The organism is Streptomyces sp. NPDC052299 (assembly GCF_040679335.1).
In the GTDB taxonomy this organism is placed as follows: domain Bacteria; phylum Actinomycetota; class Actinomycetes; order Streptomycetales; family Streptomycetaceae; genus Streptomyces.
Genome location: NZ_JBFAUP010000014.1, coordinates 87,237 through 114,232 on the forward strand (window position 1 = coordinate 87,237; position 26,996 = coordinate 114,232).

Genomic DNA, 26,996 nt, shown 5'->3' on the forward strand with positions numbered 1-26,996 from the left:
CGCGGGGTTCTTCAAGCACCCGTGCGAGCCGTAGGGGACTCATTGAAGCCGGCCAAGAAGGTACTCCTCGACCTCGATGCATCGTCGAACGTGTCCATCCGCTCCAACGAAGAACTGCTCGGCAAGGTGCAGTCCGCGATCGCCGCGGACGACAAGGCGCGTAAGAAGAAGGAGGCCGAGCCGCTCCGCCGCAAACCGGTCCTGTCCGGGATCCCGGACAACGAGCTCGATCGCCGGGTGCGAGTCTCCATGTGGGACGTGCTGCACACGCTCGGCCGGGCCACGACGCTGTCCTGGAAGGGGGCAGGGCGTGGCCTCGCGGAGCACTGGGGAGCCCTGAAGTACAGCCAGGCGTTGACGGGCGGCCCTGACTCGTTTCTCGGGCTCTCGACCGAAGGGCGGAAGATCGCCGAACGGTACAAGACCATCCAGTCGCACGAGCTCGGCATGGCCTTCGGACTCACGCTCGCGAAGCAGGTGCTCGGGCGCCGGTTCCCCGAGCACTCCGTGAGCATTGTCCCCGCCGACACGGTCTTGCGCGCCGGGTGGGCTCTCACGAGCAGGGAGAAGGGCAACAAGGTCGGGTACGGGTACCGGCCGCAGTACTTCGCGGAGGTCTGGCGTCCTGGGGAACCGTCCCTCGTGATCCCCATCGCGACCAAGGGCAACCACAGCAACGCGGCGATTTCGGCCGGCCAGCTGGCGTCCGCGTCGGTGCACGCCGAGGCCGTGCACATCGGCGCGTGGAACGAGACCCCGAGCCTCCTGTTCAGCACGGAGCTGCCCGCGGACGGTACCGTAACCGTCCACGCGCTGCAGGCTCCCGGCCGTGACGGCTGGCTCGCCGACCCCTCCGGCGAGAGCAAAGCCGACCTGGACACCGCCCCATCGGAGGAGAACCCCTTTCCGGGGATCCAGCCGCCCCATGTGGGAGGGGCGGCCCGCGAGCCGGTACCCGGCTGCCACCTGACCCCCGAGTACTTCAGGTGGTTCCAGCAGGTCCTCGGACATACGGCGGCGGCCGGACTCATGGCCTTCACCGGCTCCGGCCAGGGCACTGCCCGCTACCTCACGAAACGGCAGGGCAACGAACGGTTCGACGACTTCGAACACGCTGCCGCCGGCAGCGTCCAGGACATCAGCCACCGCCTCCTCGAGCGCACCTACGCAGGCACCGACCACGTGTTCCGCCTAAACGGGCCGCGCGTCGAAGCGTTCTCCGGCGTGGACAGGGAACTCTTCGACCTCCTCGCCGAAGGGGAGGTCGAGGAGTACCGCCTCCGCGTACACGCGGCCCGGCACACTCGCCCCCAGCTCGCCTGGGACAAGAAGTGGGGCGGCCCCGTGTCCGTCCACGCCGACGGATCCGTCCTCGCCATCCGTCTGCTGCCCGGTCAGCGCGTGAAGCGCAGCTAGCGGACCGGCCCGAAAACGCCGGAAGATCAAGCGCGTGACCTGCGAGCGCCGACAAAGACGCAGGTCACGCGCCCCAACACACGGATCACACCGAGTGCCTTCTAAGCGCCTGCTCTCAGCGCTCGCCCACCCCGACCATGATCATTAGCAGGTGGCCCGCAAGCCTGCCCAGCGTCAGCCGGGGGATTGAACCCGCCCCACACGCCGCTATCCGTGCTGTCTCCGGGCCTGACGGCGGTGCTGCCCCGGTACATCTACACGCGGGCTCAGCCAGAATGGCGCAGGAGTTGCTCCGCGGTGAGTTCGACACGGAGGGAGTCCTCGTCGAACCCGTACATGCGTGTGGGGAGGTTCAGGTACTCCGACTTCGAGGGGTAGTGGAAGTAGAGGATCTCTCCGCAGACCGGTGCGGCGTCCTTCAGGATGGTGTCCTGGCAGGTGCCGAGAACGGTGATGCCGTATTCGGTGGCGACGCTGCTGATGGCACTGAGCACCTCCCGGCGATGCTCCTTGCCGAGCGAGTCGCCAAGCTCGTCCAGGATGAGTACCCGTCCCTGCGGGTGAGGGGCTGCCAGCAGCGCCGCCAGTACGAGGTTGATGGAGAACAGCTTCTCCTGCGCGGTGTTGGTGACCGTGTCATAGGAGAGCAGCGGCCCGTTGGGATTGCGCCGCCACCGCGGGGTGACGGAGCAGCGCCAGTGGTGGTCGGCTCCTGTTGGCGGGTCAATGCGGTATTTGAGGTCGGCGCCGAACCCTTGAGAGCCGCGGTCGAGCCGGTTCAGCGCAGTGGCGATGCTGTCGAGCGCGCTGCTGACTCGCTGGATGATGACCGCCTGGGTGTGCTGCAGCTCCTCATCGAGCTTGTCGACGGACGAGGCGATGAAGTCCTGCTCCCGCTGGCGGGCTTGCCTCAGGGCAGCAATCTCTGAGTCCGCAGCGGCGTCGGCGTCCGCCTTGTCGTCGAGCCAGTCGGCGAGGGCGCGGAGGGTGGGCTGGGTACGCACGTCCGGGGCGGCCTCGTGCATCTCGGCAGCGCGGGCCAGGGCGTGGGTTGGATAGCCCTTGGTGCGGGCCTCCACCCGCAGGACGGTACGGCAAACGTCGACCGTGCTGACGACAGCCTGGTGGAGATCGGCGGCACTGCGGCACTCAACGGGTTGCTCGGGAGAGGCAACAGTTGACGGGGGCGGAGCTTCGGTGAGGAGTTCGGCATGGTTCTCGGGGAGCCAGACGGCCGGCCATCCCAGCTCTGTCCGGGCGGTCTCCTCGTCGCCACCGAACAGACCGATGGCGCGTGCGATCTGCTCGGTGCCTGCAGAGCCGGCAAGGACCGTGAGACGCTCCTCCAACTCCTTGATCTCCTTGTCCGCGCCGGCGATGTCCCGGTCAAGCACGGCGATGCGCTGCTCGCGGCTGGCGACGGCTGCCTTCGCCGTGGTGACGAGGTCCGCTGCGGTGTCGGTCTGTTTCTTGAGACCAGGCAGGGCGGCGCGGATCGCTGTGAGGGAACGTAGGGCCACATCGTGCTTCGCGATTGCCCCTGGCAGAGACTCGACGGCTGCAGCGCAGGCAAGTTGGGCCTCGGTGACACTGATCCTCGTAGCGAGACCGGAGAGGAGAGAACTCAGATCGGTCATCCTCGTGAGGGCGGCGTCCCGCAGATCGCGCAGGTGGGAGCAGATCGCTTCACGGCCCAGCACCGGTTCGGGAAACGCGCCGACCACATGGACGCCGAGCCCGTCCATGGAGGCGTGCGGGGGTGCGCCTGTCCAGTGGCCCTGACTCGACAGGGCGGTAAGGAAGCCGCGGGCGGAGTCGGGGGCCGAAAGAACGCCGACTGGCAGGGCCGGGCTGTCGGAGGAGTCTGCCCCAGCGATGCCGACCTCAGGAGAGGCCACCAGAACGGCTCCCGGATGGTCCCGGAGGGCCTCGACCGCCGCACTGAGCGCACTTCGGGGTACGCAGACGGCCTCCCGCCATGGATGCAGGACGGCCTCCCACAAGTCACGTGCGGAGGGGTCGACCTCGGTCTGATCGTACAATCCGACCGCGTCGATGCCTGCGTGGCCCAGGGTGGCAACGAGCTCGCCGACTCTGCCCGCCTGCCCCTGCGTCGCTTTGGTGAGCTCCTGTTCGGCAAGGGCGGCGTCGCCTTCCGCGATGCGCTGGCCGACTTGTGCGTCCTCCTTCTCGTCACGCAGGGTCGCGAGGCGCGCTGTCAGGACGCTTGCGGATTCGCCTGCATGCCGTCCTGCCAATTCGCGCAACCTGACGAGGTCCGCTTCGGCGTCGGTGAGGTCCCGCTCAGCTGCGAGCTCGTCCTTCTGGCAGGCGAGCCATGCCTCCTGTGCCTGCCGGTGCTCCTTCCCGGCGGCACGTACTGCTGACTCCAGCGCCCGGACGTCCTCGTAGGCGACGCGTTCCCCCCGAAGCACTCCCAGGGTGTCGCGGGCTGACTCCAGGAGCGCGTGGGTGGCGGGGAGTAATGCTTCGGCGCTGCGCTGCCGTGCGACGGCGTCCAGCACGGACCGCGCCAGACACGACCGCTGGTCCGCCAGGGCACTGCCCAGCTTGGCGCGGAGGTCTTCGCGCAGCGCCACGGCTTCGAGGAGCTGGTCCTCGCGGGCAAGATCGATGTCATGCTGGGTGAGCGCACGAACGTAGTCCCCCCGGCGGTCCGCCAGCTCACGACGCTGCTGCCGGTCACGCTCCAGGACGCTCGACCGGCCCGAGAGCGTCAGCAGGGCCTCTCCGATACGGTCCGGCGTGTACGTCGCTGCCTCCAGCTTGAGGAGCGAGGGCCGTGACCGCACCTGACCGCGCGAGGCAACGTAGGCGAGGACCTTCGGCGAGCGTCCGTACAGGTGATGTGCGTACTCACTGGAGCCAAGCGGACGGCCGCCGAGCTGGCGGAAGAACTCCGGTGCCGCACGATGGCGTTCGTCGTCGTCGCCCTCCGTCAGCAGGTGGACGCCTGGCTGGTGGCGGACCTGGAGGTGCGGCCTGTCGCTGCTGATCTGGAGCCAAACGGTGTGCGGTCGGGCTTTCCCTGCCTCGGCGAACAGGCCCACCACGTAACCGCGGTCCGCGGCCCCGACAAGCTGCGCGGACGCCCCGGCGACGATCGGTTCGAACAGTAGCGTGGCGGTGTTGGCGGTGCCGTTTCCAGTGGCCTGCCACTCCGGATCGCCGAGCAGCAGGGACACCGCTGCCAAGAAGCTCGTCTTGCCCGATTCGTTGGAGTCTTTTGGTCCACGGCCGGTGACGGCAACGAAGGTTCCCGGGATGAGCGCGATCGGGTCGCTGGTCAGCCGTGCGATCCCGAACGTCTGGACGGCGACCAGCGGTCGGGCGCCGATGATCCCGGTGGGGGTGCCAGTTGCGGGTTCGGTCGTCACGGTGACTCCCGGTGTGCAGGGGCCGCCTCCTCGGCTGCCCGGCGTTCGAGGATGGCGCGGGCCAGGTGACCGTCTGGGCGTCCCGCGATGATCAAGTCCTCCCACAACGCACTGACTCGTGCGGGGCTCAAGCGCTGGAGGGCCGGACCGGGGACGAAGTTGCCGGGGCCCGCAGTGTCCACCATCCCGGCAGCGCTGAGGGTGCGCAGTGCTTGCCGGATGACGGTCTGGGCCAACGCACGGTTGCGGGCCAGTTCGGTCACGGTGACCGGGTGCCTGCGGCTGTCCCACTGGTCGTGGGTATGGCGCCCCAGAGCACGCGGCAGGGCGACGGTGTGCACTAGGACCAGCGCCAGAACGGCACGTTCGGCGCTGCTCAGGGCGCCGACCCCCGCTGCGCTCAGCTCTGCGGCGACGGCGTCAGGGTAGCCGGTGGTCCAGGTGCCGCTGGGAGTGCGAACCAAACAACGCCCCATGCCGGCGAGGATCTCCTCGACCTGCGCCCTGGTACCGGGATCTGCGAGTGCCCCGACCTCACGGACGGTGAGTGGGCCGTGTGCCGTCTCCAGAGCAGTCACCAGGGACCGTGCGACCTGGAGGTTGCTGGACGGGGGCACCTGGTCTGGGGCGGTCAGGTCCGCCGGGGGAGATACCGGCGCCTCCGCGCGCGGTTGAGCGCTGTCGGAGGCAAGCCGCGGCAGCAGGTGGTGCCCCCTTCGTAGCGCGGCCTTCACGGGGCCGGGCAGCGCAGCCACTGCCGGGCCCAGGTACGACTGGGCGCCGGTGCCGACGATCAGGCCGTGGCCGGGGAGCACGCGATCAAGTGCGGCCGCGATCCTGTCGGCCCTGGCGCCCAGGTCAAGACAGGTCTGCGCGACCAGGCCGGCATCGAAGACGTGCCCCGGGTACGGCGGGAGCGACGGGTCAGGCCACGCCGCTCGCAGGCACACCGCGAACACCAGCCTGATGACGCGGGAGAGCGGAGAGGGTAGCTGACTGCCCAGATGATCCTCGTTCGGGGCGTTCCCCGCCGGCCATCCCAGGCGCACCGCTTGTGCGTGGTCGGCATCGTGGACCTGTAGCACTGCCCTGCCCGCCAGTGCGGCGGCCTGTGCCGCCCGCGCTGTCACTGCAGCGTCGGTTGGATACTCGGCCTGGCCCTCGGCCCGGAGGGCTGCGAGCAGCAGGGCTGCCCGGTGCTCGATATCGTCCGTCATCCGCCGTCTCCGGATCCCGGGGAGAGGTGGAGGGTCACCCGGTGGAGGTAGGTGACAGTGGCAGTGCTGTCGACGCGCACCGGAACGGCCAGTTCCACGCGCACCGGAACCTCGGGGTCCTCGTCGCAGGCCAGCAGGTCCACCAGGATACGCGCGGCAGCGGGCCAGCCCTGGTCCTCCAGTACGGCAGTAACGTCAGTCTCGGTCAGTCCCGCCAGCAGGTCCTCCACCAGCACCTGACGCCTAACGGCTTCGTGAGCTTCCGCCTCCTCCAGCGAGGCGAAGGGGTCCGACTGGCTCTCCCCCCGGACCTGCGGCGGCATCGGCCGGCCCTTGGGCGGTGATGACGGCGTGTACTCGGCAGCCGTGTCCACGATCGCCTGGCCGTCAACCCACGGCGGCGGAGCGTCCGAGACGAGCTGGCCGCCGAAGTGGCCCAGCTGCTCCAGGCCGGCTGTCCGGGTGAGCTGGTGGTACTCGGCGGGAGTAAGAACATCGAGGTTCAGGCTCCCGCCTCCGTTGTCCAGGATCTTTCCGACGGCGGCGAGCAACGCCTGGCGGTAGAACTGAGCAGCCTCGATCAGGGCGGTTGCCGCGTCTTCGAGCAGAAGGTGACCAGAGAACGCACGTGTGACCAGGCCGTTCAGTGCGACCACCTGCTTGGGAAAGTCGGTGCGGTCATGCCGCCGCTGAGTACGAATCAGCTCGTCCAGAGTGGCGTTCGCCACCTGTCGCTGTAGGTCGAGCGCGAACACCAGCAGACCGTGCCGGCAGTCCTGTAGTGCCTCCAATGCCTTCGCCGGGTCGGGATCAGCGAGCTCGAATAGTTCGCGGGTGCGGTCCAGCAATCCGACCAACTCGTCCACGCCGCCGTACAGCGACAGCCGTTCGGCCGCGAAGGCGCCTGCGAGACCGGCCGGGCGCACAACGTAGCGATCCTGGTGGGCCTTAAGCAGGTACGGTTCCAGGAAGCCCATGTCGATCAGCAGACTGAGGCGGGACTCGACCACGGGCACGGGCCAGCCTCGGCCCGCCGGGCCGAGGAGGTCCAGCAGCTGGGCACGGGTGAGCCCGCTGAGGGCGGAGTGCTCGGCAAAAACCGCCACCACATCTCTCGCCAGTCGCACCGCCTCCGGGTCCTTGACGACCACCTCACGGTGTGCTGCCAGTGGAGCCACAAACGCACGCCAGTTGGCGAACCGGTCGGCCGGCGCGAGCATCACCTCATCGTCTTCGGTGTCGTCCCAGGAGAGCTGGATCCCGCTCACCCCGCAGCCTCCTGGCTGAGCCGGAGCAGGGGCCGCTGAGCGAACTGTTCCAGGACCGAGGGAAGACCAGGAAGGACCGAGGTGTACTGGGTCTCCTGCTCCCGGGACTCTCCACTCGCGGCGATGGCGAGCGCGAGCTCGCGGAGGTCACCGTCCACCCGCTCGGCGAGCTCGGCGGCGAGAAGGCGGTCGCGTTCCCTGTCCTCCTTCGGCTTCTGGCGCTGCCGATAGGGGCCTGCCTCCCACTCGTCGACATGCATCCCCACGGCGTGCACTGGTCTACCCAGCCGCCGCGACAGGTTGTCGACGATCGCGATGCCGTCGGCGTCCAGGTCGCACCACGCAGCAACCGGAAGCGGCGAAAGCCAGTCGAGGACAGCCACTAGCTGGTCCGTGGCGTACCCGCTGCCCCACACACAGAGCCAACGCGACGTCAGTTCCGGCAGACGGCGGCAGACCACTCCGAAGGTGTCCGAGTTTTCCACCACCAGCACGCCCACGGCATCGCAGACAGCATTCCCGAGCAGGCGCAGGCTGTTGGCGGGAAGGCCGACCCACGGCTGGGCCACCGCCGCGTCGGCGGCCACTGAACCGATGTGCCATGACAGCGGGCCTTTGACGCGGAGCGCGGTGTCCTCCTCGTGTACCGCCTCCTCGAACTCCGACCCCACCAGGTTCGCGAACGCTGCCTGCTGCTGTGCGGTCCACCGTTTGGAGCCACCCAGGGCGAGCGCCGCAAGCTGCTTGAGGGTCACCTCCTCCTCTCCCTGGGCCCGGAGAGACCACCAGGAGGCGCCCGCTCGGATCGCGGCCTCGTATACAGACCACGCCTTCGCCGCCGTCTGGCTGCCTGCGGGCACCACGAGTCCGGCGGCCGGGTCCACCGCTGCCAGCAGTTTGCGCTCCGCGGTCAACTGCTCCAGCGACTCCATCACCTCCATGAGATCGGCTCGGGCACGTCGGGGTTCGCGGGCGCCGCGAAGCTCGGCGATGCGATCCTCTGCCTGGAGTGACCACGCCTGGGACAGCCGCCACTGGGTGGGGGAACCGAGCGCCACCCACTCGTCCACCTCACAGCGCAGCACCACACCGCCGCATCGCACCAGATCGGTCGCCACCTGCAGGGCGGCCTCTCCGAACCGACCCACCACCGTGCTCCACGCGCGGCGCTCCGCCGCGAGCACCCAAAGCAGGTCGGCAGAGGACAACACGGACGGGGGCTCGAACAGGTCGGCAGGACAGCCCGGGACGAGGTCGACGGCGTGCACCCGCAGGCGCCCGCGACGGTCACGAGGCAGCCGGTCCTCCCTGGACCGCCTGACCGGTACCGTGACTGCACTGACACCGGCTGGAAGGCCGCCGACTCCAATCGAAATACGGCCGTACGCCTCGCCGAACAGCATTCCCTGTCCCGTGTGCTGCCCCACAAGATCCCCCCCGTAGCTGCAGTGATCGTCCACGGCACCCAGGAAGTCAGGGCGATCAGCGCACGATATGACACCAAGGGTAGACAGTCAGTGACTGAATTTCACACGATCTGCATCACTGGAACCCGCGAAGGGTTGCAGTCGTCTCACTCTGAGCAACATCTGACGTGGAGTCCGGAGCGGTGGTCGGTGCAGTGCACACGCCCCCAGGGCAGGTGCCGAGCGACTGAGCGCAGTCGTTCGCCCGCCCCGCCACGGACGACCCGAACCGACTGTGGAGCGACAACGGCGGCCCGCCGTCTATCCCCGGTCCAGAACCTGGTCCACAGCGAAAGGGATCCATAACCTGATAGAGGCTCTGATCGCGGGGACCGCCGCCCGAAGTCGGTGGGGCTGGAACTGGTCGGTGTGGACTCGGCTGGCCACGCGCGCACCACGGCTCTGCCGGGCCGGCGGTGGCCCGGCAGACTCTTGAGGCCCTCCAGCAGGCCCTGACCGAGGAAAAGCACTCCGCTTCCAGCGGCAGTTGCCCGTGTGGAGCGTGGTCCAGCGCCAGACCGCGAGTACACCGCCACACCGCAGGAGCGGGCCGGGGCTCAACGTCGGAACGTTCTCAGTTCTTGTGTCCCGCCGCGAAGATCGACGGGACATCTGACCAGCCCCTCAGCTCAACTGGCGAACCATCAAGACGAGCGTCAAATGAGCGTCGAGATACCTCCGCGAGCGTCATCTGAGCGTCAAGATATCGCCCGTAACGCTCACACGGCGCATACCGCGCACCCGCGAAACTGCAGGTCAGGCGTCCTTCTTCGCCGGCTCCAGGATCGCCACGCACTCCACGTGATGCGTCATCGGAAACAGATCGAACGCCCGCAGCGTCCGCACCCGGTATCCGCCCTCCGCGAAGTACGAGATGTCGCGCGCCAGCGCCGCCGGGTCGCAGGCCACGTAGGCGATCCGGCGCGCCCCCAGCCCCACCAGCTGCTTCACCGTGGCGCGGCCGGCGCCCGCGCGGGGCGGGTCCAGGACGATGAGGTCGCACTCGGTGATGCCCGTGCGGGGCAGGACCTGGTCGACCTTGCCGTGTTCGATGCGGACGCGGTCCAGGTCCGCCAGGTTGTGGCGGGCGTCCTCGACCGCTCGCTTGCCGGACTCGATGCCGAGGACCGCGCCCTTCTCGCCGATGCGCTGGCCGATGGCGCCGGCGAAGAGGCCGACGCCGCAGTAGAGGTCGAGGGCCGTGTCGTTCTTGCGGGGCAGCAGGCCCTGCATGACCGCGCGGACCAGGGTGTTCGCGGCCTGCGGGTGGACCTGCCAGAAGCCGCCGGAGCCGACGCGGTACGTGCGGTCGTCGGCGCGCTCGCGGACGAAGCCGCGTCCGTGGACCCGGTGCACTCCGCCGTCGCGTTCGTCCACGCGGAGGACGGAGACCGGCTTGTCGAGTTCGACGAGGGGCAGGCGGCCGCCCGGGCGGGGGGTCAGGATGACCTGGCGGTCGTGGGAGCCGGTGGCCGCGATGGCCTCCACCGTGGCCATCCGGGGCCAGTCCTGCTGCTCGACGCCCAGCTCGGAGACCCCGGGCGCGGCGATCATGCAGTGGTCGATGATCTCGATGTCGTGCGAGCGGTGCTTGCGCAGGCCGACGCGGCCGTCCTCGTCGATGGCGTACTGGACCCGGGTCCGCCAGGCCGGCACCTCGCCGGCGGGGAGCTTGTCGCCCTCGGCCGGCATGACCGTGCCGTCCCAGCCCGCCTCCTCCGGCGTGAGGCCCGCGAGGCGCTGGAGCTGTTCGGCGATGACCTCACCCTTGAGGCGGCGCTGGGCGCCCGGCTTGGCGTGCTGCCAGTCGCAGCCGCCGCACTTGCCGGGACCGGCGAACGGGCAGGGGGCCGGCACCCGGTCCTTGGACGCCTCGATGATCTCCACCGCGTCCGCGCGCAGGAAGCGCGAGTCCTCGGCGCCGTCGGTGACCCGCGCGACGACCTTCTCGCCCGGCAGGGTGTGCCGTACGAACAGCACCCGGCCCTCGTCCGTGCGGGCGATGCAGTGACCACCGTGCGCGACCGGGCCGACCTCGACCTCGTACTCCCGCCCGACCAGCGACTCCGGCTGCGTCTCCCCGGTCTGCGGCGACGTGGATTCGTTCTGCATGAGGGGGTGGCTCCAGAGGGGGAAGGGGGGCGGCCCGCGGCCGGACGACAACAACCTACGAGTCTACGTGCGTGTCGTCCGGCCGCCGACCACCCGGCGGCCGGCTGCCTCAGCCCTTCGGCGTCGGTTCCTTCTGCTTGCGCTCCACCGGTCCCCGGCGCACCGAGCCGGGCGCGTTCCAGTCGGCCCGCTTGCGGGCGCGCTTCTTCGCGGCCTCGGAGGATTCCAGCTGGTACGGGACCGAGGTGACCATCACACCGGGGGTGAAGAGCAGCCGGCCCTTGAGCCTCAGGGCGCTCTGGTTGTGGAGCAGGTGCTCGTACCAGTGGCCGACGACGTACTCCGGGATGTAGACGCTCACCACGTCGCGCGGGCTCTCCCGGCGCAGGCTCTTGACGTACTCGATGACCGGGCGCGTCACCTCGCGGTACGGGGAGTCGAGGATCTTCAGCGGCACGTTGATGCCGCGCCGCTCCCAGTCCTCCCTGAGGGCCTTCGTCTCGGCCGGGTCCACGCTGATGGAGAGCGCCTCCAGGTGGTCCGTGCGGATCAGCTTGGCGTAGGCGAGGGCGCGCAGGGTGGGGCGGTGGAGCTTGGAGACCAGGACGATCGAGTGCACCCGGGAGGGGCGGATCGACTCGTCGGGGGCGGTCTCGTCGGCGGCGATCTCCTCGGCGACCCGGTCGTAGTGCCTGCGGATCGCGGTCATCGTGCCGAAGAAGATGACCATGCCGAGCAGCGCCACCCAGGCACCGTGGGTGAACTTCGTGGCGAGGACGACGACGAGCACCAGACCGGTGAAGAAGGCGCCGAAGGCGTTGATCGCCCGGGAGCGGATCATGTGGCGGCGCTTGGCCTGGTCCTTCTCGACCGCCAGATGCCGGTTCCAGTGCCGGACCATGCCGGTCTGGCTGAGCGTGAAGGAGACGAACACGCCGACGATGTACAGCTGGATGAGCCGGGTCGAGTCGGCCCCGTAGATCACGACCAGCAGGATCGCGGCACCGGCCAGCAGCACGATGCCGTTGGAGAAGGCGAGCCGGTCGCCGCGGGTGTGCAGCTGGCGGGGCAGATAGCGGTCCTGGGCCAGGATCGAGCCGAGCAGCGGGAAGCCGTTGTACGCGGTGTTCGCGGCCAGGAAGAGGACGAGGGCGGTGGCCGCGGCGAGGATCACGAAGAAGAACGTGCCGTCGCCGAAGACAGCGGCCGCGACCTGCGAGATCACCGGGTCCTGGACGAACGACGAGCCGACCGGGGTGCCGTTGTTGATCAGGTCCTTCGCAGGGTTCTCGGCCATCTTGACGTCGGTGGCCATGGCCAGACCGATGATGCCGCAGAACATGGTGACGGCGAGCAGGCCCATCATCGCGAGCGTGGTCGCGGCGTTCTTGCTCTTCGGCTTGCGGAACGCGGGAACACCGTTGCTGATCGCCTCGACGCCGGTGAGCGCCGCACAGCCGGAGGAGAAGGCGCGCAGCAGCAGGAAGACGAGGGCGAAGCCGGCCAGCCCCTGGTGCTCGGGCCTGATCGTGTACGCGGAGGTCGGGGCGTGCATGGTGTCGCCGAGGACGAGCCCGCGGAAGGCACCCCAGACGATCATGATGAAGACGCCGGCCACGAAGAGGTACGTGGGGATGGCGAAGAGCTTCCCGGACTCCTTGACGCCGCGCAGGTTCATCAGGGTCAGCAGGACGATGGCGGCGACCGCGCACCCCGTCTTGTGCTCGACCACGAAGGGGATCGCGGAGCCCAGGTTCTCCACGCCGGAGGAGATCGACACCGCCACGGTCAGGACGTAGTCGACCAGCAGCGCGCTGGCGACGGTGAGCCCGGCCTTGGGGCCGAGGTTGGTGGTGGCGACCTCGTAGTCGCCGCCGCCGCTCGGGTAGGCGTGGACGTTCTGTCGGTAGGAGGCGACGACCGTGAACATCAGGACCACGACCGCGACCGCGATCCAGGGACTGAAGTGGTACGCCGACACACCCGCGATGGACAGCACGAGGAGGACTTCTCCGGGTGCGTAGGCCACCGAGGACAGCGGGTCGGATGCGAAGACGGGAAGGGCGATGCGCTTGGGGAGGAGCGTCTCCCCCAGCTTGTCGCTGCGCAGGGCCCGTCCGATCAGGATCCGTTTGGGCACGTCGGTCAGTTTGGACACGCAGAGGATCGTAAGGGTTCCGTATGGAGCCCGCCCCCGCTGTGACGGCGTGGCCCGCCAATGTCCTGCACTCGGCCGGAAACGCCACGGAATCCTTAACGCAATCCTTGCGCGGCACCGCCCGGAAGCGCCCCGGCACGTCGTCTTTGCCACCCGCGCGCCCCGATGCGCACACTCGGATGAGGCGACGCGAACGGCGCCGCATAAGCTCGTAAGCGGGCGACGGGACAGACCGTTGCCCCGTTGTTTGCCCGGCCAGCCGAGGAAAGAGTGTGAGCAGGGTGTTTTCGCAGGTCAGCCGGACGACCAGGACTGCGAGGTAGGCGCAAGGTGCACATCGTCATCATGGGCTGCGGGCGAGTGGGAGCCGCTCTCGCGCAGACCCTGGAGCAGCAGGGGCACACGGTCGCCGTCATCGACCAGGACCCCACGGCGTTCCGGCGCCTCGGCTCCGGGTTCGGTGGCCGTCGCGTCACCGGGGTCGGTTTCGACCAGGACACGCTGCGCGAGGCGGGGATCGAGGAGGCCGGAGCGTTCGCGGCGGTGAGCTCCGGCGACAACTCCAACATCATCGCGGCCCGGGTGGCGCGCGAGATGTTCGGCATCGAGAACGTCGCGGCCCGGATCTACGACCCCCGGCGCGCCGAGGTGTACCAGCGCCTGGGCATCCCGACGGTCGCCACCGTGCGCTGGACGGCGGACCAGATGCTGCGCAGGCTGCTGCCGTCGGGCGCCGAGCCGCTGTGGCGCGACCCGAGCGGCGGCGTGCAGCTCGCCGAGGTGCACACGACGCCGTCCTGGATCGGGCACAAGATCAGCACGCTCCAGGAGGAGACGGGCGTGCGCGTGGCGTTCCTCACCCGGTTGGGCGAGGCCATACTGCCGTCGTCGCAGACGGTGCTCCAGGAGGGCGACCTCGTCCACGTGATGATGCGTACGGACGAGATCGCGAAGGTCGAGGCGGCCTTCGCCGAGGGCCCCGAGGAGGGCGGTCACTGATGCGTGTGGCGATTGCCGGGGCCGGCGCGGTGGGACGTTCCATCGCGGGCGAGCTGCTGGAGAACGGGCACGAGGTGCTGCTCGTGGACAAGGCGCCGACCGCCATCTCGGTGGAGCGGGTGCCGATGGCCGAGTGGCTGCTCGCGGACGCCTGTGAGATCACGTCGCTGGACGAGGCGGCGCTCCAGCGCTGCAACGTCGTCATCGCGGCGACGGGCGACGACAAGGTGAACCTGGTCGTCTCGCTGCTGGCCAAGACCGAGTACGGCGTGCCGAGGGTCGTCGCCCGGGTGAACAACCCGAAGAACGAGTGGCTGTTCAACGAGTCGTGGGGCGTCGACGTGGCGGTGTCCACGCCGCGTCTGATGTCGGCGCTCGTCGAGGAGGCGGTGAGCGTCGGCGACCTGGTCCGGCTGCTGCGCTTCAGCCACGGCGACGCGAACCTGGTGGAGCTGACGCTGCCGCCGGAGTCGGCGCTGGCGGGGACCCAGGTCGGGGACGTCGCCTGGCCGGAGGACACCTCGCTGGTGACGATCATCCGGGGCCAGCGGGTGCTGACCCCGAACCCGGAGGAGAGCCTGGAGGCCGGTGACGAGCTGCTGTTCGTGGCCGCGCAGGCGCGCGAGGAGCAGCTGGAGGACCTGCTGTCGGTGCGCCGGGGCGACTCGGAGGCGTAGAGCGTGCGAGAGGGGCCCCGTCACCGGCCGGTGACGGGGCCCCTCTCGTACGTCTCAGAACTCCTGGCCCCTGGCTGCTTCGGCGGCGGCCGCCTTACGGGCCTTCTCGGCCTCCTCCTCCGCCTCCATCTCGGCGAAGACGTCGATCGGCGGCGGTGCCTTGGCGAGGAAGACCCAGGTCAGGTAGACCGCGAGCAGGAACGGCGGGATCTTCAGCGCGACCAGCACCCAGCCGAACTGGGTCGTGTCGGCCCACCAGTACAGCGGGAAGAGGATCGCGCACTTGGCGAGCAGGATCAGCCCCCAGGCGTAGCTGGCCTTGGTGTACGCCTTCTTGCGGCCGGGGTTACGGGTGCGCCAGGAGAGGTTCTCCTTGAACACCGGGCCCAGGATCAGGCCGATCAGCGGGAGGCCGGCGACCGCGGTGACCAGGTAGGCCAGGGCGAGGCCCAGGGTGTAGAGCATGCCCGGCAGGTAGAAGTCCTTGGCGTTGCCCGTCATCTTGGCGAAGACCACGCCGAAGGCCACACCGAAGACGCCGCTGAAGGCGTGCTTGACGGTGTCCTTGCGGATCAGCCGGACGACCACGAGCGCGAGCGACACCGCCAGGGCCGCGATGGCCGAGTAGGTGAGGTTCTTGTTGATGGTGAAGATCGTGACGAAGAGCAGCCCGGGCAGGACCGTCTCCACCATGCCCCTCACGCCGCCGAAGGCTTCGAAGAGCGCGGCCTCGGTGACCGCCCTGCTGTCGGCCTCCTGCTGGTCGGTGGTGCGGTCCGTGTCGGACGTCGGCTTGTCGAGAGACGTCACCGGCTACTCCTTGCCGAGCGGTCGGAGTTCGTATTTGGGGTTGAACAGCACCCGGCGACCGTGGCTCATGGCGATCCGGCCGGAGGCGATGAGCTTGCGGCCCGGTTCGATGCCCTGGATGGAGCGACGGCCGAGCCAGACCACGTCCAGCGGTGCGGTGCCGTCGAAGAGCTCCGCCTCCAGGGCGGGCACTCCGGCGCGCGGTCGCAGGGTGACCGTCCGCAAGGTACCAGTGACCTTCACGATCTGGCGGTCGCCGCATTCGGAGATCCGGGTGCACCCCGAGGCCTGCGAGTCCTCCTCCAGCTCCTCGCACTCCAGGTCCTCCTGGGAGCTCGAAAGCCGGTCGAGCATCCGCCGGAAGCGCCCGGCCGGGCGGTCGCCCTTGGGGGCCTTCTCGAATCGGGGAACAGCACTCATACCCGAAGGGTACCGGTCCCGCGAGGTCATGGCGGGTGGCCGCCGTCTCACCCGTACGGAGGACCCGTACGCGCCCGTCCGCCGGTCTCAGGCACGCTCGAAGCGGTAACCCATGCCCGGTTCGGTGACGAAGTGGCGGGGGTGGGAAGGATCGGCCTCCAGCTTGCGCCTGAGCTGGGCCATGTAGACGCGCAGGTAGTTGGTCTCGGTGCCGTACGAGGGCCCCCAGACCTCCTGGAGCAGCTGGCGCTGGCTGACGAGCCGGCCGCCGTTGCGGACCAGGACCTCCAGGAGGTGCCACTCGGTGGGCGTGAGCCGTACGTCGCGGCCGTCGCGGTGGACCTTCTTCGCGGCGAGGTCGACGGTGAAGCCCTCGGTCTCCACGACGACGACCTGGTCGCCGCCGTCCTGGCCGACCGGCTCGGCCCGCCGCACCGCGGCCCGCAGCCGGGCCAGCAGCTCGTCCATGCCGAAGGGCTTGGTCACGTAGTCGTCGGCCCCCGCGTCCAGCGCCTCGACCTTCTCGTCGGAGGTGTGGCGGGCCGAGAGGACCAGGATCGGGACCCGGGTCCAGCCTCGCAGGCCCCGGATCACGTCGACGCCGTCCATGTCGGGCAGCCCGAGGTCGAGGACGACGACGTCCGGGTGGCGGGTGGCGGCGAGCTGGAGGGCGGTGGCCCCGTCGGGCGCGGCGTCCACCTCGTACTTGCGCGCCTTCAGGTTGATCACGAGGGCGCGTACGATCTGCGGCTCGTCGTCCACCACAAGCACCCGGGTCATCGGGGTCCTGCCTTTCTGCGGGGCGTACGTCGGTGCGGGGAGGTCGGGGCGGTCCGGGAGGTCCGGCCGGTCCGGGCGGTTCATGAGGTGATCCGCGCCGGGAGGCCCGGGGCGGCCGGGGCGTGGCCAGGGGCGGCCCTGAGGGTCAGCACCATGGTGAGGCCGCCTCCCGGGGTGTCCTCGGCGTCGAGCGTGCCGCCCATGGACTCGGCGAAGCCCCGGGCCACCGCGAGGCCGAGGCCGACCCCGGCGCCGCGCGGGGCGTCTCCGTAACGCTGGAAGGGCTCGAAGATGCGCTCCTTGCCCTCGTCGGGGACGCCCCGGCCGCGGTCGGTCACCCGGAGTTCGACGCGGGCGCCGAGCGCGCTGGCCGCCACGGTGACGCGGTCGCCGTCGGGGCTGTACTTCACGGCGTTCTCCACGATGTTGGCGACGGCCCGCTCCAGAAGCCCGGGGTCGACGGCGACCATGGGCAGCGTCTCGGGTATGTCCAGGTCGACGCTGTCCTCGGGGACGCCGCCGAGGGCCATGGGCACCACCTCGTCCAGGTCGATCTCGCGGATGAGCGGGGTGACGGTGCCGGTCTGGAGGCGGGACATGTCCAGGAGGTTGCCGACGAGGTGGTCGAGGCGGTCGGCGCCGGCCTCGATGCCCTCCAGGAGTTCCGCCTCGTCGTCCTCGGACCAGGCGACGTCGTCCGAGCGCAGCGACGAGACGGCGGCCTTGATCGCGGCGAGCGGGGTGCGCAGGTCGTGGCTGACGGCCGCCAGGAGCGCGGTCCTGATGCGGTTGCCCTCGGCGAGTCTGCGGGCCTCCTCGGCCTCGTCCACCAGGCGCTGGCGGTCCAGGACGACGGCGGCCTGGGCGGCGAACGCCCCGAGCACCCGGCGGTCCTCGGCGGGCAGCACCCGGCCGGTCAGGGCCAGGGCCATGTGGTCCCCGACGGGCATGTCCACGTCGGCGTCCTCGGGCCGGGCGGCCGGGGCCGGGCCGACGCTGCCCGCGCAGGTCCAGGGGTCGACGTCGCTGCGCCGTTCCAGCAGGGCGACGGAACCCATGCCGAAGGTCTCCCGGACCCGGTCCAGCAGGGCGGCCAGCGTGGTCTCGCCGCGCAGCACGCTGCCGGCCAGGAACGACAGGATCTCGGACTCCGCGCGCAGCCGGGCGGCCTGATGGGTGCGGCGGGCCGCGAGGTCCACCACGGAGGCCACCGCGACGGCCACCGCGAAGAAGATCACGATGGCGACGAAGTTCTCCGGGTCCTGGACCGTGAGGGTGTGGGTCGGCGGGGTGAACCAGTAGTTCAGCAGCAGCGAGCCCACGGCGGCCGACGCGAGGGCGGGCCGCAGCCCGCCGAGCAGGGCCGCGCCCACGGTCAGGAAGAGGAAGAGCAGAACGTCGTTGGCGAGCCCGGGGCCGTTCTCCAGGCCCTTGAGGAGCAGCGAGAGGAGGACCGGACCGCCGACGCCGACCACCCAGCCCCAGAGGATGCGGGCCCGGCCGAGGCGGGCGCCCCGGGCGATGGGCAGGCCCCGGCCCTTGGCGACCTCGTCGTGGGTGACGATGTGGACGTCGAGGTCGGTGCCGGACTCGCGGGCGACGGTGGCGCCGACGCCGGGTCCGTAGATGTACTGCCAGGTCTTGCGCCGGCTGGAGCCCAGGACGATCTGGGTGGCGTTGACGCCCCGGGCGAACTCCAGGAGCGCCGAGGGTATGTCGTCGCCGATGACGTGGTGAAAGGTGCCGCCCAGGTCTTCCACGAGGGTGCGCTGGACGGCCAGCTCCTTGGGCGAGGCGGAGGTCAGCCCGTCGCTGCGGGCGATGTAGACGGCCAGGATCTCGCTGCCGGAGCCCTTGGCCGCCATCCGGGCGGCGCGGCGGATGAGGGTGCGGCCCTCGGGACCTCCGGTGAGGCCGACGACGATGCGTTCGCGGGCCTGCCAGGTGGTGCGGATGTTGTGCTCGCCCCGGTACTGCTGGAGGTATTCGTCCACCCGGTCGGCGACCCAGAGGAGGGCCAGCTCGCGCAGGGCGGTGAGGTTGCCGGGGCGGAAGTAGTTGGAGAGGGAGGCGTCGATCCGGTCGGGCTTGTAGATGTTGCCGTGGGCCATGCGGCGGCGCAGGGCCTGCGGCGACATGTCGACCAGTTCGAGCTGGTCGGCCCGGCGGACGACCTCGTCGGGCACGGTCTCGCGCTGGCGGACGCCGGTTATGGACTCGACCACGTCGCCGAGGGACTCGAGGTGCTGGATGTTGACGGTCGAGACGACGTCGATGCCGGCCTGGAGCAGTTCCTCGACGTCCTGCCAGCGCTTGGCGTTGCGGGAGCCCGGCACGTTGGTGTGGGCCAGTTCGTCCACCAGGGCGACGGCCGGGGCGCGCTCCAGGACGCCGTCGATGTCCATCTCGGTGAAGACGGCCGAGCGGTGCTCGATCTCTCGGCGCGGGACCACTTCGAGGCCGTGCAGCAGGGTCTCGGTGCGCGGGCGGTCGTGATGCTCGACGAAGCCGACGACGCAGTCGGTGCCGCGTTCGACGCGCCGGTGCGCCTCGGCGAGCATCGCGTACGTCTTGCCGACGCCGGGTGCCGCACCGAGGTAGATCCGAAGTTTGCCGCGCGCCATGGCTCCATTGTCTTCCGGAACAGGCGGCTGCCGCCGTGGCAGCCACGGTTCGAAAGTACCTGGTGAATTTCCGGCATATCGGACAGGGATGGGGGAGCGGCGGGATTTGACGCAACCCTGACACCGCTCCCCCGGCCGGTGATCAGTGCTCGATGATGTGGCCGTCGCTGAGTTCGAGGACCCGGTCGGCGAGGCCGAGGAGCTGTGCGTCGTGGGTGGCGACGAGCGCGGTGACGCCCTCGCTGCGCACGACGGCGCGCAGCAGCTCCATCACCGCGAGGCCGGTCTCCGCGTCGAGCTGTCCGGTCGGCTCGTCGGCGATCAGCAGGGCGGGCCGGTTGGCGAGCGCGCGGGCGATGGCCACGCGCTGCTGCTGTCCGCCGGAGAGCTCGCCGGGGCGCTGGGCCGCGTGGTCGGCGAGGCCGACGAGGGAGAGCAGCAGGGACACCCGCTCCTCGCGCTCCTTGGGGTCGGCCTTGCGGAGCCGCAGGGGCACGCCCACGTTCTCGGCGGCGGTGAGGATCGGGATCAGGCCGAAGGACTGGAAGATGAATCCGATCCGGTCCCGGCGCAGCTCCAGGAGTCCGTTCTCGCCGAGCGAGGAGAGGTCGGTGCCGTCGACGGTGATCCGGCCGCCGTCCGGGGCGTCGAGGCCGCCGACGAGGTTGAGCAGGGTGGTCTTGCCGGAGCCGGAGCGCCCCTTGAGGGCGACGAGCTCGCCGCGCGGCACCTCGAAGGAGACGCCGCGCAGCGCGTGCACCGCTCCCGCGCCGGAGCCGTAGGAGCGGTGCAGGTCCTCGACGCGGACCATGGGGCCGTCGGCGACGGCCGTGCCGGCGCCTCCGCCGGTGCTGGTGTCGGCGGTGTGGTCGGTCATGGTGTTCCCCCGTGGGTCCTCGGTCCTGTCGGCCGCCAGTATGTGCAGGTGGCGCGGGACCGGGCAATGCCCCTCCCCCGTCATCCCCGCATCGGCCGCCGGACGCTTCCGGCCGGTGTCGCCCCCGTACGCGCCGGTGGACCGCACCCCGGAGAAGGGGTGCGGCCCACCGGCCGGTGTCCGCGGGTGCGGGTGCGGGTCAGCGCACCTCGGTGATCTCGGGACCGCGCTGGAGGCCCGCCATGCCGCCGGAGAACTTCGAGCCCTCCTGCTCCTCCTGCTGCACGCCCTCGGGGACCATCTGGGCGTCGTTGGGGAGCTTGAGGACGATCGGGTCGCGCGGGGCCATCGGGCCCTCGCCGCGGACGACCACGGTGTCCCGGAAGACCGACTCCAGGAGCCCGGCGGCCTCCGGCTGCACGGCGCCCTGACCGGAGATCACCCCGCGCAGGAACCAGCGCGGGCCGTCGACGCCGACGAAGCGCACCAGCTGCACGCCGTTCGCCCCGTCGGGAAGCTGTACGGGGACCTGAGCGCGCAGCTCCCAGCCCAGCGGGCCCTCGACCTCGTCGATGATGCCGCCCTGCTGGGTGATGCCCGTGGCGATCTCCTCGCGGACCTCGCCCCAGATGCCCTCCTTCTTGGGGGCGGCGAAGGCCTGGAGCTGGATGGCGCTGTCGCGCATCACGACGGTGGCGGCGACGATCGCGTCACCGGCGACCTCCACGCGGAGCTCCATACCCTCGACGCCGGGCACGAAGATGCCGCCCAGGTCGACCCGGCCGTCGCCGGGCTGGGACACCTCGCTGACGTCCCACGGACCGTCCGGGCGCGGCGCCGGCGGGAGGTTCGTCCGGCGGGTCTCGCCCTCGGCGTCATCCTGCTCGTCGACGACCTGCTCGGCCTCGCGCGCCTCGTCCGCCGTGTCATCGGCGGCACCACTGTTCTTGCGACGTCCGAACACGTCACTGTCCTTCCCGGTCGGATTCGACCGAAGCGTAGCCGTTCCCGCCCTGGGGAACCCCGCCCCGGACGCCATCAACATCAACGGCGGCATGGCCGCCGGTGGACCCGAAGCCCCCTTCGGCCCGCGCCGAGCCGGGAAGCTCCGACACCTCGTGGAAGCGCACCTTCTCGACCTGCTGCACGACCAGCTGGGCAATCCGGTCGAACCGCTCGAACCGCACGGACTCGCGCGGGTCGAGATTGATGACGATCACTTTGATCTCTCCACGGTACCCGGCATCGACCGTCCCCGGGGCATTCACCAGGGCGACTCCGCAGCGGGCGGCGAGACCGGATCGGGGGTGCACGAACGCGGCGTACCCGTCGGGCAGGGCGATCGAAACCCCGGTGGGCAGTACGGCCCGCTCCCCCGGCGCGAGCTCGGCGGCCTCGGTCGTCACGAGGTCCGCGCCGGCGTCGCCGGGGTGCCCGTAGGACGGAAGCGGAACCTCCGGGTCGACCCGGCGGATCAGGACGTCGACGGGGTGGCGCATCACGGGTTCACCTCGAAGGCGCGGGCGCGCCTGACCTGGTCGGGGTCGGCCATGGCCGCCTGGATCTCGGCGGGCCGGCCGTTCTCGATGAAGTGGTCGACCTTGACCTCGATGAACAGGGCGTCGGCCCGCACCGCGACCGGCCCGTCCGGGCCGCCGATCCGGCCGGTGGCCCGGGAGTAGATCTTCCGGCCGTGCACGGCGGTGACCTCGGCGTCGAGGAACAGCACGGTGTCGACGGGGACGGGCCGCACGAAGTCGGTCTCCAGCCGTCCGGTGACCGCGATGACCCGCAGCAGCCAGTTCAGCGAGCCCAGCGTCTCGTCGAGAGCGGTGGCCAGCACCCCGCCGTGCGCCAGGCCCGGAGCGCCCTGGTGGGCCGCCTTCACGGTGAACTCGGCGGTCACCCGGACGCCCTCGCCGGCCCGCGCCTGGAGGTGCAGCCCGTGGGGCTGGCCGGAGCCGCAGCCGAAGCAGTGCTCGTAGTGCGCGCCGAGGAGCTCGCCGGGGGCCGGGGCGTCGGGGTGCCGGACCGGTTTCACCGCGTCGGCCGGGGGCGTCAGAGCCGCAGATGTTCCACTCACAGGCGCAGACCTTACCCGCGCGGGTACGCGCCGGTCGCACCGTGCCAAGCTGGAGCCATGCAGCCTTCGACCCCGCCCTACGACGAACGTCTCACCGCACCCCGTTCGTGGTGGCTGATCGCCGTCCTGATCGGCATCGCGTGCGCGCTGATGCTGCTGCCGCTGGGCACCCTGCCGCTCCTCGCCGGCCTGGCCGGCGGCACGGTCCTGTCGGCCGTCGCGGTCAGCTCGTACGGCTCCGCCCGCATCCGGGTGGTGGCCGGTGCGCTGGTCGCCGGGGACGCGCGGATTCCGGTCTCGGCGCTCGGGGAGGCCGAGGCGCTGGACGCCGAGGAGGCGCGCGCCTGGCGCACGCACAAGGCGGACGTCCGGGCCTTCATGCTGCTGCGCAGCTACATCCCGACGGCGGTCCGGATCGAGGTCACCGACCCGGCGGACCCGACCCCGTACGTCTATCTCTCGACGCGCGAACCGAAGGCCCTCGTGGCGGCGCTGGACGCGGCGGTCCGGGCTCAGGGCCTTTCGTCCGGACCGGGTCGCAGCGGGGGCTGATCCGGGAGGCGGTCCCAGGGGATCTGTTTGCCGCGCAGGTCCTTCCTGACCCGTTCGGCGAGCTTCCTGGTGTCGCGCCGGTTCATGGACGCGCCGACCGCGGCGCCGATCATGAACGGGATCAGGCTCGGCAGGTCGCGCGCGGTGCGCTTCATGATCTGGCGGCGCAGTTCGCGCTTCATCCGGCCGCTCAGCGCCGCGTCGACCGAGGCGGGCCGGGTGACCTCGATGCCGCGCTCCTCGGTCCAGGCGGAGAGGTAGGCGGTGGAGCGCCGCCCGATGCCGCCCGGGGGACGGCGTCCGTAGACCTCGTGCAGCTCGGCGACGAGCTTCATCTCGATGGCGGCGACGCCGGTGACCTCGGTGGCCAGCTCGGCGAGCATGACGGGCGGCACGGGCATCATGGCCGCCGCGCCGATTCCGGCGCCGACGGTCGCGGTCGCGCGGCTCGCGCCCACGACGAGCCGGTCCGCGATCTCCTCCGGCCCGAGGCCGGGAAAGTGCTTGCGCAGGGTGGCGAGGTCACGCACAGGGACGCGGGGAGCGATGTGGATGATCAGGTCCGCGATTTGACCGATCGCTTCCTTGGCGCTCTCCCCGCCCTTGCGTACACCCCGTTTCACTGAACTCAGACGGCCTGCCCCGGTCACGGGCTCCGTCCTGCCGACCTGTCCGGCCCCATCGGCCGTGTCGGCTCCGACAGCCTCACGGGCTGCGCGTACCGCTGCTTCGGCTGCTTCGAGCGAGGCCGCCTGCAGGCCCCGCTCGTCGTCCTGTCCGTCCGGCGAGGGTGGCAGGGCGGACCGCTCGGCAGGCGCCTGGGCGCCTTCTGCCGGGCCTGTACCGCCCTGGTACGCCTCCGGTGGCCTTCTGCCCCAGGGGCGCCGCTTGCGGAACGGTGTGTCCCCTGCCACGGCCGACCGGATCTCAGTCGCAGTCGCGGCAGATCGGCTGACCGTTCTTCTCGCGGGCCAGCTGGCTGCGGTGGTGCACGAGGAAGCAGCTCATGCAGGTGAACTCGTCGGCCTGCTTGGGCAGGACCCGTACGGCCAGCTCCTCGTTGGACAGGTCTGCGCCGGGCAGCTCAAGTCCCTCGGCCGCGTCGAACTCGTCGACGTCGACGGCGGACGCCGTCTTGTCGCTCCGGCGCGCCTTCAGCTCTTCAAGGCTGTCCTGATCGACGTCGTCGTCGGTCTTGCGTGGGGTGTCGTAATCCGTTGCCATGTCGCTCTCCCCCTCTGGGTGTCTGCGGTGTCTCAGCGCTCGTAACGCGTGAGAGGCCGGACTTGTGCCCGACCTGAGGCGGAGATTTTGCCTCACATCAAGGTCTGTTACTCAATCGACACCCAAAAGGACCGCTCGGGAGTGATCGGCTTGGGTGGCGATGGGGACCGTACACGGTCCCGGCGGCGCCCTTCGCAGGCGCCACCCCGTGTACTTCCCGTCATGTCTGCCCCCGAAAACCCGGTGATTCGCCGGGTTTCCGGTGAGTTCCCTGGTCACGGAGCGTGGGCAGGGAGATATTCGCTCCTGTGATCGATCACACACGGACGCTCCGGGATCAGGTCCCGAAAATTCCGCTCAAAGCGAACAAAAAATAATCGGCGCGCAAAGCTCCTCACAGGCCGGTCAGACCGGCAGTGAGACGCGCATCACAAGACCACCGCCCTCGCGCGGCTCGGCGATGATACGGCCGCCATGGGCGCGGGCGACGGAACGCGCGATCGACAGACCGAGCCCGACCCCCTTGTCGCTGCCCGTCCGCTCCGTACGCAGCCGCCTGAAGGGTTCGAAGAGGTTGTCGATCTCGTACGCCGGGACCACGGGGCCCGTGTTCGAGACGACGAGCACCGCCTCGCCGGGCAGCAGTGCCGTGCTCACCTCCACCCAGCCGTCCTCCGGGACGTTGTAGCGGACGGCGTTCTGTACGAGGTTCAGCGCGATGCGCTCCAGCAGGACGCCGTTGCCCTGGACGACGGCCTCGGCCAGCTCCACGCGCATGTCCACGCCCTTGCCCTCGGCCTCGCCGCGCGCCTGGTCCACGGCGCGCGAGGCGACCTCGGCGAGGTCGACGGGTTTGCGCTCGACGATCTGGTTGTCGCTGCGGGCCAGCAGCAGCAGGCCCTCCACCAGCTGCTCGCTGCGCTCGTTGGTGGCCAGCAGCGTCTTGCCCAGCTGCTGGAGCTCGGGCGGCGCCTCCGGGTCGGAGAGGTGGACCTCCAGCAGCGTGCGGTTGATGGCGAGCGGCGTGCGCAGCTCGTGCGAGGCGTTGCCGACGAACCGCTGCTGCGCGGTGAAGGCCCGCTCCAGCCGGTCCAGCATGTCGTCGAAGGTGTCGGACAGCTCCTTGAGCTCGTCGTCCGGCCCGTCCAGCTCGATGCGCCTGGACAGGTCGGTCCCGGCCACGGTGCGGGCGATGCGGGTGATCCGGCCCAGGGGCGAGAGCACCCGGCCCGCCATGCCGTAGCCGAAGGCGAAGGCGATGATGCTGAGTCCCACCAGGGCCAGCAGCGACCGGTTGAGCAGCGTGTCCAGCGCCTGCTGGCGCTGGTGGTTCACGCAGGCGTTCATCGCCGCGTTGAACTCGTCAGGAGCCGCCGTCTGGGGCAGGTTGCAGACCTCGCTGGTCACTTTGCCGGAGGCGATCTTGAACGGCAGCTCACTGCCCACGTGCATGGCCTGGGCGGCCAGCATGTAGATGATCGACAGCAGCAGGATGCCCGCGATCAGGAACATGCCGCCGTACAGCAGCGTGAGCCGTATCCGGATGGTCGGGCGCAGCCACGGGTAGGGGGCCTCCTGCTGTTTGGGCTCCCAGGTGGGTTTGGGGGGCACCCCCACGGGCGGCGGGACGGCGGCCACCGGCGTCAGATCCGGTAGCCGGAGCCGGGCACCGTGACGATCACGGGCGGCTCGCCGAGCTTGCGGCGCAGGGTCATGACGGTCACCCGGACGACGTTGGTGAACGGGTCGGTGTTCTCGTCCCACGCCTTCTCCAGCAGCTGCTCCGCCGAGACGACGGCGCCCTCGCTGCGCATCAGGACCTCCAGGACGGCGAACTCCTTGGGCGCGAGCTGGACCTCCTGGCCGCCCCGGAAGACCTCCCGGCGGTTGGGGTCCAGCTTGATGCCGGCCCGCTCCAGGACGGGCGGCAGGGCGACGGTCGTGCGCCGGCCGAGGGCCCGTACCCGGGCGGTCAGCTCGCTGAACGCGAAGGGCTTGGGCAGATAGTCGTCCGCGCCGAGCTCCAGGCCCTCCACCCGGTCGCTGACGTCCCCGGACGCGGTGAGCATGAGCACCCTGGTGGGCATGCCGAGCTCCACGATCCGGCGGCAGACGTCGTCGCCGTGGACCAGGGGGAGGTCGCGGTCGAGCACCACGACGTCGTAGTCGTTGACCTCGATGCGCTCCACGGCCGCGGCCCCGTCGTAGACGACATCGACGGCCATGGCCTCACGGCGCAATCCGGTGGCCACCGCATCGGCGAGCAGCTGCTCGTCCTCCACGACGAGTACGCGCACGGCGCTTCCTTCCCTAGAATTTCGCAAGCGGTCTGCACCCCGGGGCTCCGGGTGTCCGGGACGGCCCGGCCGTCCGCGCCGCGGGCACGGCCCCGGCACACTTGTGCGGCTCCATCCTGCCCGTAACCCGCATAAACCGGCGGTAAGACGTCCCGCCCCGACCTGGGGCTCCGGGGAAGCAACGGGATTTCCGGGCCAGTTGAGGTTTCTCTGAGCTTCGGGCGGGGGAGTACGCATTCACACCCGCGATCACGTCTTCCCATGTGGCGTTGTCACAGGCCCCTCCGTCCCCCGGAGAGTGCGTGATCACCCGCCCTACCGCCTCGGCGGAGGGAAACCCGGGCACACCCCCGTGCCACCGACCCACGATGAGGGGGCGCTTCATGGACGCTTTCACCGCAGGTCTGCTGCACCGCATCAAGACGACCGAGGACGACCTCACCAAGGCCCGAGAGACGGGCGACGACTTCCTGGCGGACGTCGAGCAGAGCGAGCTGGACGACCTCCGTCGTCTCGCCGCCGAGCACGGTGTGCGAATCAGCACGACGGCGAACGCCTGACCGTCACAAACGGGCGAAAGGCCCCGCAGCCGCTGTACGGCGGCTGCGGGGCCTTTCC

23 protein-coding genes are annotated in these 26,996 nt (G+C 70.4%); 5 read left to right on the forward strand and 18 right to left on the reverse strand.

All coding sequences use genetic code 11. The features are described from left to right. Positions 1 to 42 precede the first annotated feature (42 nt). Positions 43 to 1,416 (forward strand): hypothetical protein, encoded by a 1,374-nt coding sequence (locus AB0L33_RS23585; protein WP_365684448.1) that lies wholly within the window; start codon positions 43 to 45, stop codon positions 1,414 to 1,416. 266 nt (positions 1,417 to 1,682) lie between these two features. On the opposite strand, the gene AB0L33_RS23590 is transcribed toward AB0L33_RS23585, so the two are convergent. From AB0L33_RS23590 to AB0L33_RS23615, 6 genes are all read right to left on the reverse strand, one after another. Further along, complete coding sequence (locus AB0L33_RS23590; protein ID WP_365684450.1) at positions 1,683 to 4,814, reverse strand: hypothetical protein; 3,132 nt, start codon at positions 4,812 to 4,814, stop codon at positions 1,683 to 1,685. Continuing rightward, positions 4,811 to 6,031, reverse strand: coding sequence for a hypothetical protein (locus tag AB0L33_RS23595; protein WP_365684452.1), 1,221 nt, complete (start codon positions 6,029 to 6,031; stop codon positions 4,811 to 4,813). The genes AB0L33_RS23590 and AB0L33_RS23595 overlap by 4 nt, the downstream gene beginning before the upstream one ends. Then, positions 6,028 to 7,299 carry a hypothetical protein gene (locus tag AB0L33_RS23600; protein WP_365684454.1) on the reverse strand — a complete coding sequence of 424 codons (1,272 nt, stop codon included), beginning with the start codon at positions 7,297 to 7,299 and terminating at the stop codon, positions 6,028 to 6,030. The genes AB0L33_RS23595 and AB0L33_RS23600 overlap by 4 nt, the downstream gene beginning before the upstream one ends. Next, the gene (locus AB0L33_RS23605) at positions 7,296 to 8,702 is read right to left on the reverse strand and encodes a Wadjet anti-phage system protein JetD domain-containing protein (RefSeq protein ID WP_365684456.1); all 1,407 of its coding nucleotides are present in this window, start codon (positions 8,700 to 8,702) and stop codon (positions 7,296 to 7,298) included. The genes AB0L33_RS23600 and AB0L33_RS23605 overlap by 4 nt, the downstream gene beginning before the upstream one ends. Positions 8,703 to 9,521: 819 nt before the next feature. Then, positions 9,522 to 10,877: a class I SAM-dependent RNA methyltransferase gene (locus AB0L33_RS23610; RefSeq protein WP_365684458.1), complete on the reverse strand. Its 1,356-nt coding sequence runs from the start codon at positions 10,875 to 10,877 to the stop codon at positions 9,522 to 9,524. A 109-nt stretch (positions 10,878 to 10,986) separates the two neighbouring features. Next, positions 10,987 to 13,035: an APC family permease gene (locus tag AB0L33_RS23615; RefSeq protein WP_365684460.1), complete on the reverse strand. Its 2,049-nt coding sequence runs from the start codon at positions 13,033 to 13,035 to the stop codon at positions 10,987 to 10,989. 330 nt (positions 13,036 to 13,365) lie between these two features. On the opposite strand from AB0L33_RS23615, the gene AB0L33_RS23620 reads away from it, so the two are divergent. Both AB0L33_RS23620 and AB0L33_RS23625 read left to right on the forward strand, forming a co-directional pair. After that, on the forward strand, positions 13,366 to 14,034 hold the full coding sequence (locus AB0L33_RS23620; RefSeq protein WP_026242838.1) for a TrkA family potassium uptake protein: 669 nt from the start codon (positions 13,366 to 13,368) through the stop codon (positions 14,032 to 14,034). Next, positions 14,034 to 14,711, forward strand: coding sequence for a TrkA family potassium uptake protein (locus AB0L33_RS23625; RefSeq protein WP_365684462.1), 678 nt, complete (start codon positions 14,034 to 14,036; stop codon positions 14,709 to 14,711). The genes AB0L33_RS23620 and AB0L33_RS23625 overlap by 1 nt, the downstream gene beginning before the upstream one ends. A 54-nt stretch (positions 14,712 to 14,765) precedes the next feature. Here the strand turns inward: AB0L33_RS23625 and AB0L33_RS23630 are convergent, their stop codons facing one another. From AB0L33_RS23630 to AB0L33_RS23665, 8 genes are all read right to left on the reverse strand, one after another. Continuing rightward, positions 14,766 to 15,521 (reverse strand): DUF3159 domain-containing protein, encoded by a 756-nt coding sequence (locus tag AB0L33_RS23630; protein WP_365684464.1) that lies wholly within the window; start codon positions 15,519 to 15,521, stop codon positions 14,766 to 14,768. 3 nt (positions 15,522 to 15,524) lie between these two features. After that, positions 15,525 to 15,941 (reverse strand): OB-fold nucleic acid binding domain-containing protein, encoded by a 417-nt coding sequence (locus AB0L33_RS23635; protein WP_365684466.1) that lies wholly within the window; start codon positions 15,939 to 15,941, stop codon positions 15,525 to 15,527. A gap of 87 nt (positions 15,942 to 16,028) precedes the next feature. Next, positions 16,029 to 16,721 carry a response regulator gene (locus AB0L33_RS23640; RefSeq protein ID WP_018105400.1) on the reverse strand — a complete coding sequence of 231 codons (693 nt, stop codon included), beginning with the start codon at positions 16,719 to 16,721 and terminating at the stop codon, positions 16,029 to 16,031. Between the two features lie 80 nt (positions 16,722 to 16,801). Further along, positions 16,802 to 19,345 carry a sensor histidine kinase KdpD gene (locus AB0L33_RS23645; RefSeq protein ID WP_365684468.1) on the reverse strand — a complete coding sequence of 848 codons (2,544 nt, stop codon included), beginning with the start codon at positions 19,343 to 19,345 and terminating at the stop codon, positions 16,802 to 16,804. A 142-nt stretch (positions 19,346 to 19,487) separates the two neighbouring features. Next, complete coding sequence (locus AB0L33_RS23650) at positions 19,488 to 20,222, reverse strand: ABC transporter ATP-binding protein (RefSeq protein ID WP_365684470.1); 735 nt, start codon at positions 20,220 to 20,222, stop codon at positions 19,488 to 19,490. Positions 20,223 to 20,421: 199 nt separating this feature from the next. Further along, a complete protein-coding gene (locus AB0L33_RS23655) occupies positions 20,422 to 21,186 on the reverse strand; it encodes a DUF3710 domain-containing protein (RefSeq protein WP_365684472.1) in 765 nt (254 codons plus the stop codon). Position 21,187: 1 nt separating this feature from the next. Beyond that, the gene (dut, locus tag AB0L33_RS23660; protein ID WP_365684474.1) at positions 21,188 to 21,721 is read right to left on the reverse strand and encodes a dUTP diphosphatase; all 534 of its coding nucleotides are present in this window, start codon (positions 21,719 to 21,721) and stop codon (positions 21,188 to 21,190) included. Continuing rightward, positions 21,721 to 22,305, reverse strand: a complete 585-nt coding sequence (locus tag AB0L33_RS23665) for a PaaI family thioesterase (protein WP_361024997.1) — start codon at positions 22,303 to 22,305, stop codon at positions 21,721 to 21,723. Before AB0L33_RS23665 ends, dut begins: the two co-directional genes overlap by 1 nt. Before the next feature lie 57 nt (positions 22,306 to 22,362). Between AB0L33_RS23665 and AB0L33_RS23670 the strand changes: the two genes are divergently transcribed. Next, positions 22,363 to 22,857, forward strand: coding sequence for a DUF3093 domain-containing protein (locus AB0L33_RS23670; RefSeq protein WP_365684476.1), 495 nt, complete (start codon positions 22,363 to 22,365; stop codon positions 22,855 to 22,857). Here the strand turns inward: AB0L33_RS23670 and AB0L33_RS23675 are convergent. From AB0L33_RS23675 to AB0L33_RS23690, 4 genes are all read right to left on the reverse strand, one after another. Further along, positions 22,818 to 23,771: a hypothetical protein gene (locus AB0L33_RS23675; protein ID WP_365684478.1), complete on the reverse strand. Its 954-nt coding sequence runs from the start codon at positions 23,769 to 23,771 to the stop codon at positions 22,818 to 22,820. The genes AB0L33_RS23670 and AB0L33_RS23675 overlap by 40 nt on opposite strands. 13 nt (positions 23,772 to 23,784) lie before the next feature. After that, on the reverse strand, positions 23,785 to 24,081 hold the full coding sequence (locus AB0L33_RS23680) for a DUF4193 domain-containing protein (RefSeq protein ID WP_003965732.1): 297 nt from the start codon (positions 24,079 to 24,081) through the stop codon (positions 23,785 to 23,787). Between the two features lie 405 nt (positions 24,082 to 24,486). Beyond that, the gene (locus tag AB0L33_RS23685; RefSeq protein ID WP_365684480.1) at positions 24,487 to 25,719 is read right to left on the reverse strand and encodes an ATP-binding protein; all 1,233 of its coding nucleotides are present in this window, start codon (positions 25,717 to 25,719) and stop codon (positions 24,487 to 24,489) included. 5 nt (positions 25,720 to 25,724) lie between these two features. Beyond that, entirely contained in the window at positions 25,725 to 26,378 is a 654-nt protein-coding gene (locus tag AB0L33_RS23690; RefSeq protein WP_143617776.1) for a response regulator transcription factor, read from the reverse strand. Positions 26,379 to 26,761: 383 nt separating this feature from the next. Here AB0L33_RS23690 and AB0L33_RS23695 point away from each other — a divergent pair, with 383 nt between their 5' ends. Continuing rightward, a complete protein-coding gene (locus AB0L33_RS23695; protein WP_365684482.1) occupies positions 26,762 to 26,938 on the forward strand; it encodes a hypothetical protein in 177 nt (58 codons plus the stop codon). Positions 26,939 to 26,996: the final 58 nt, after the last annotated feature.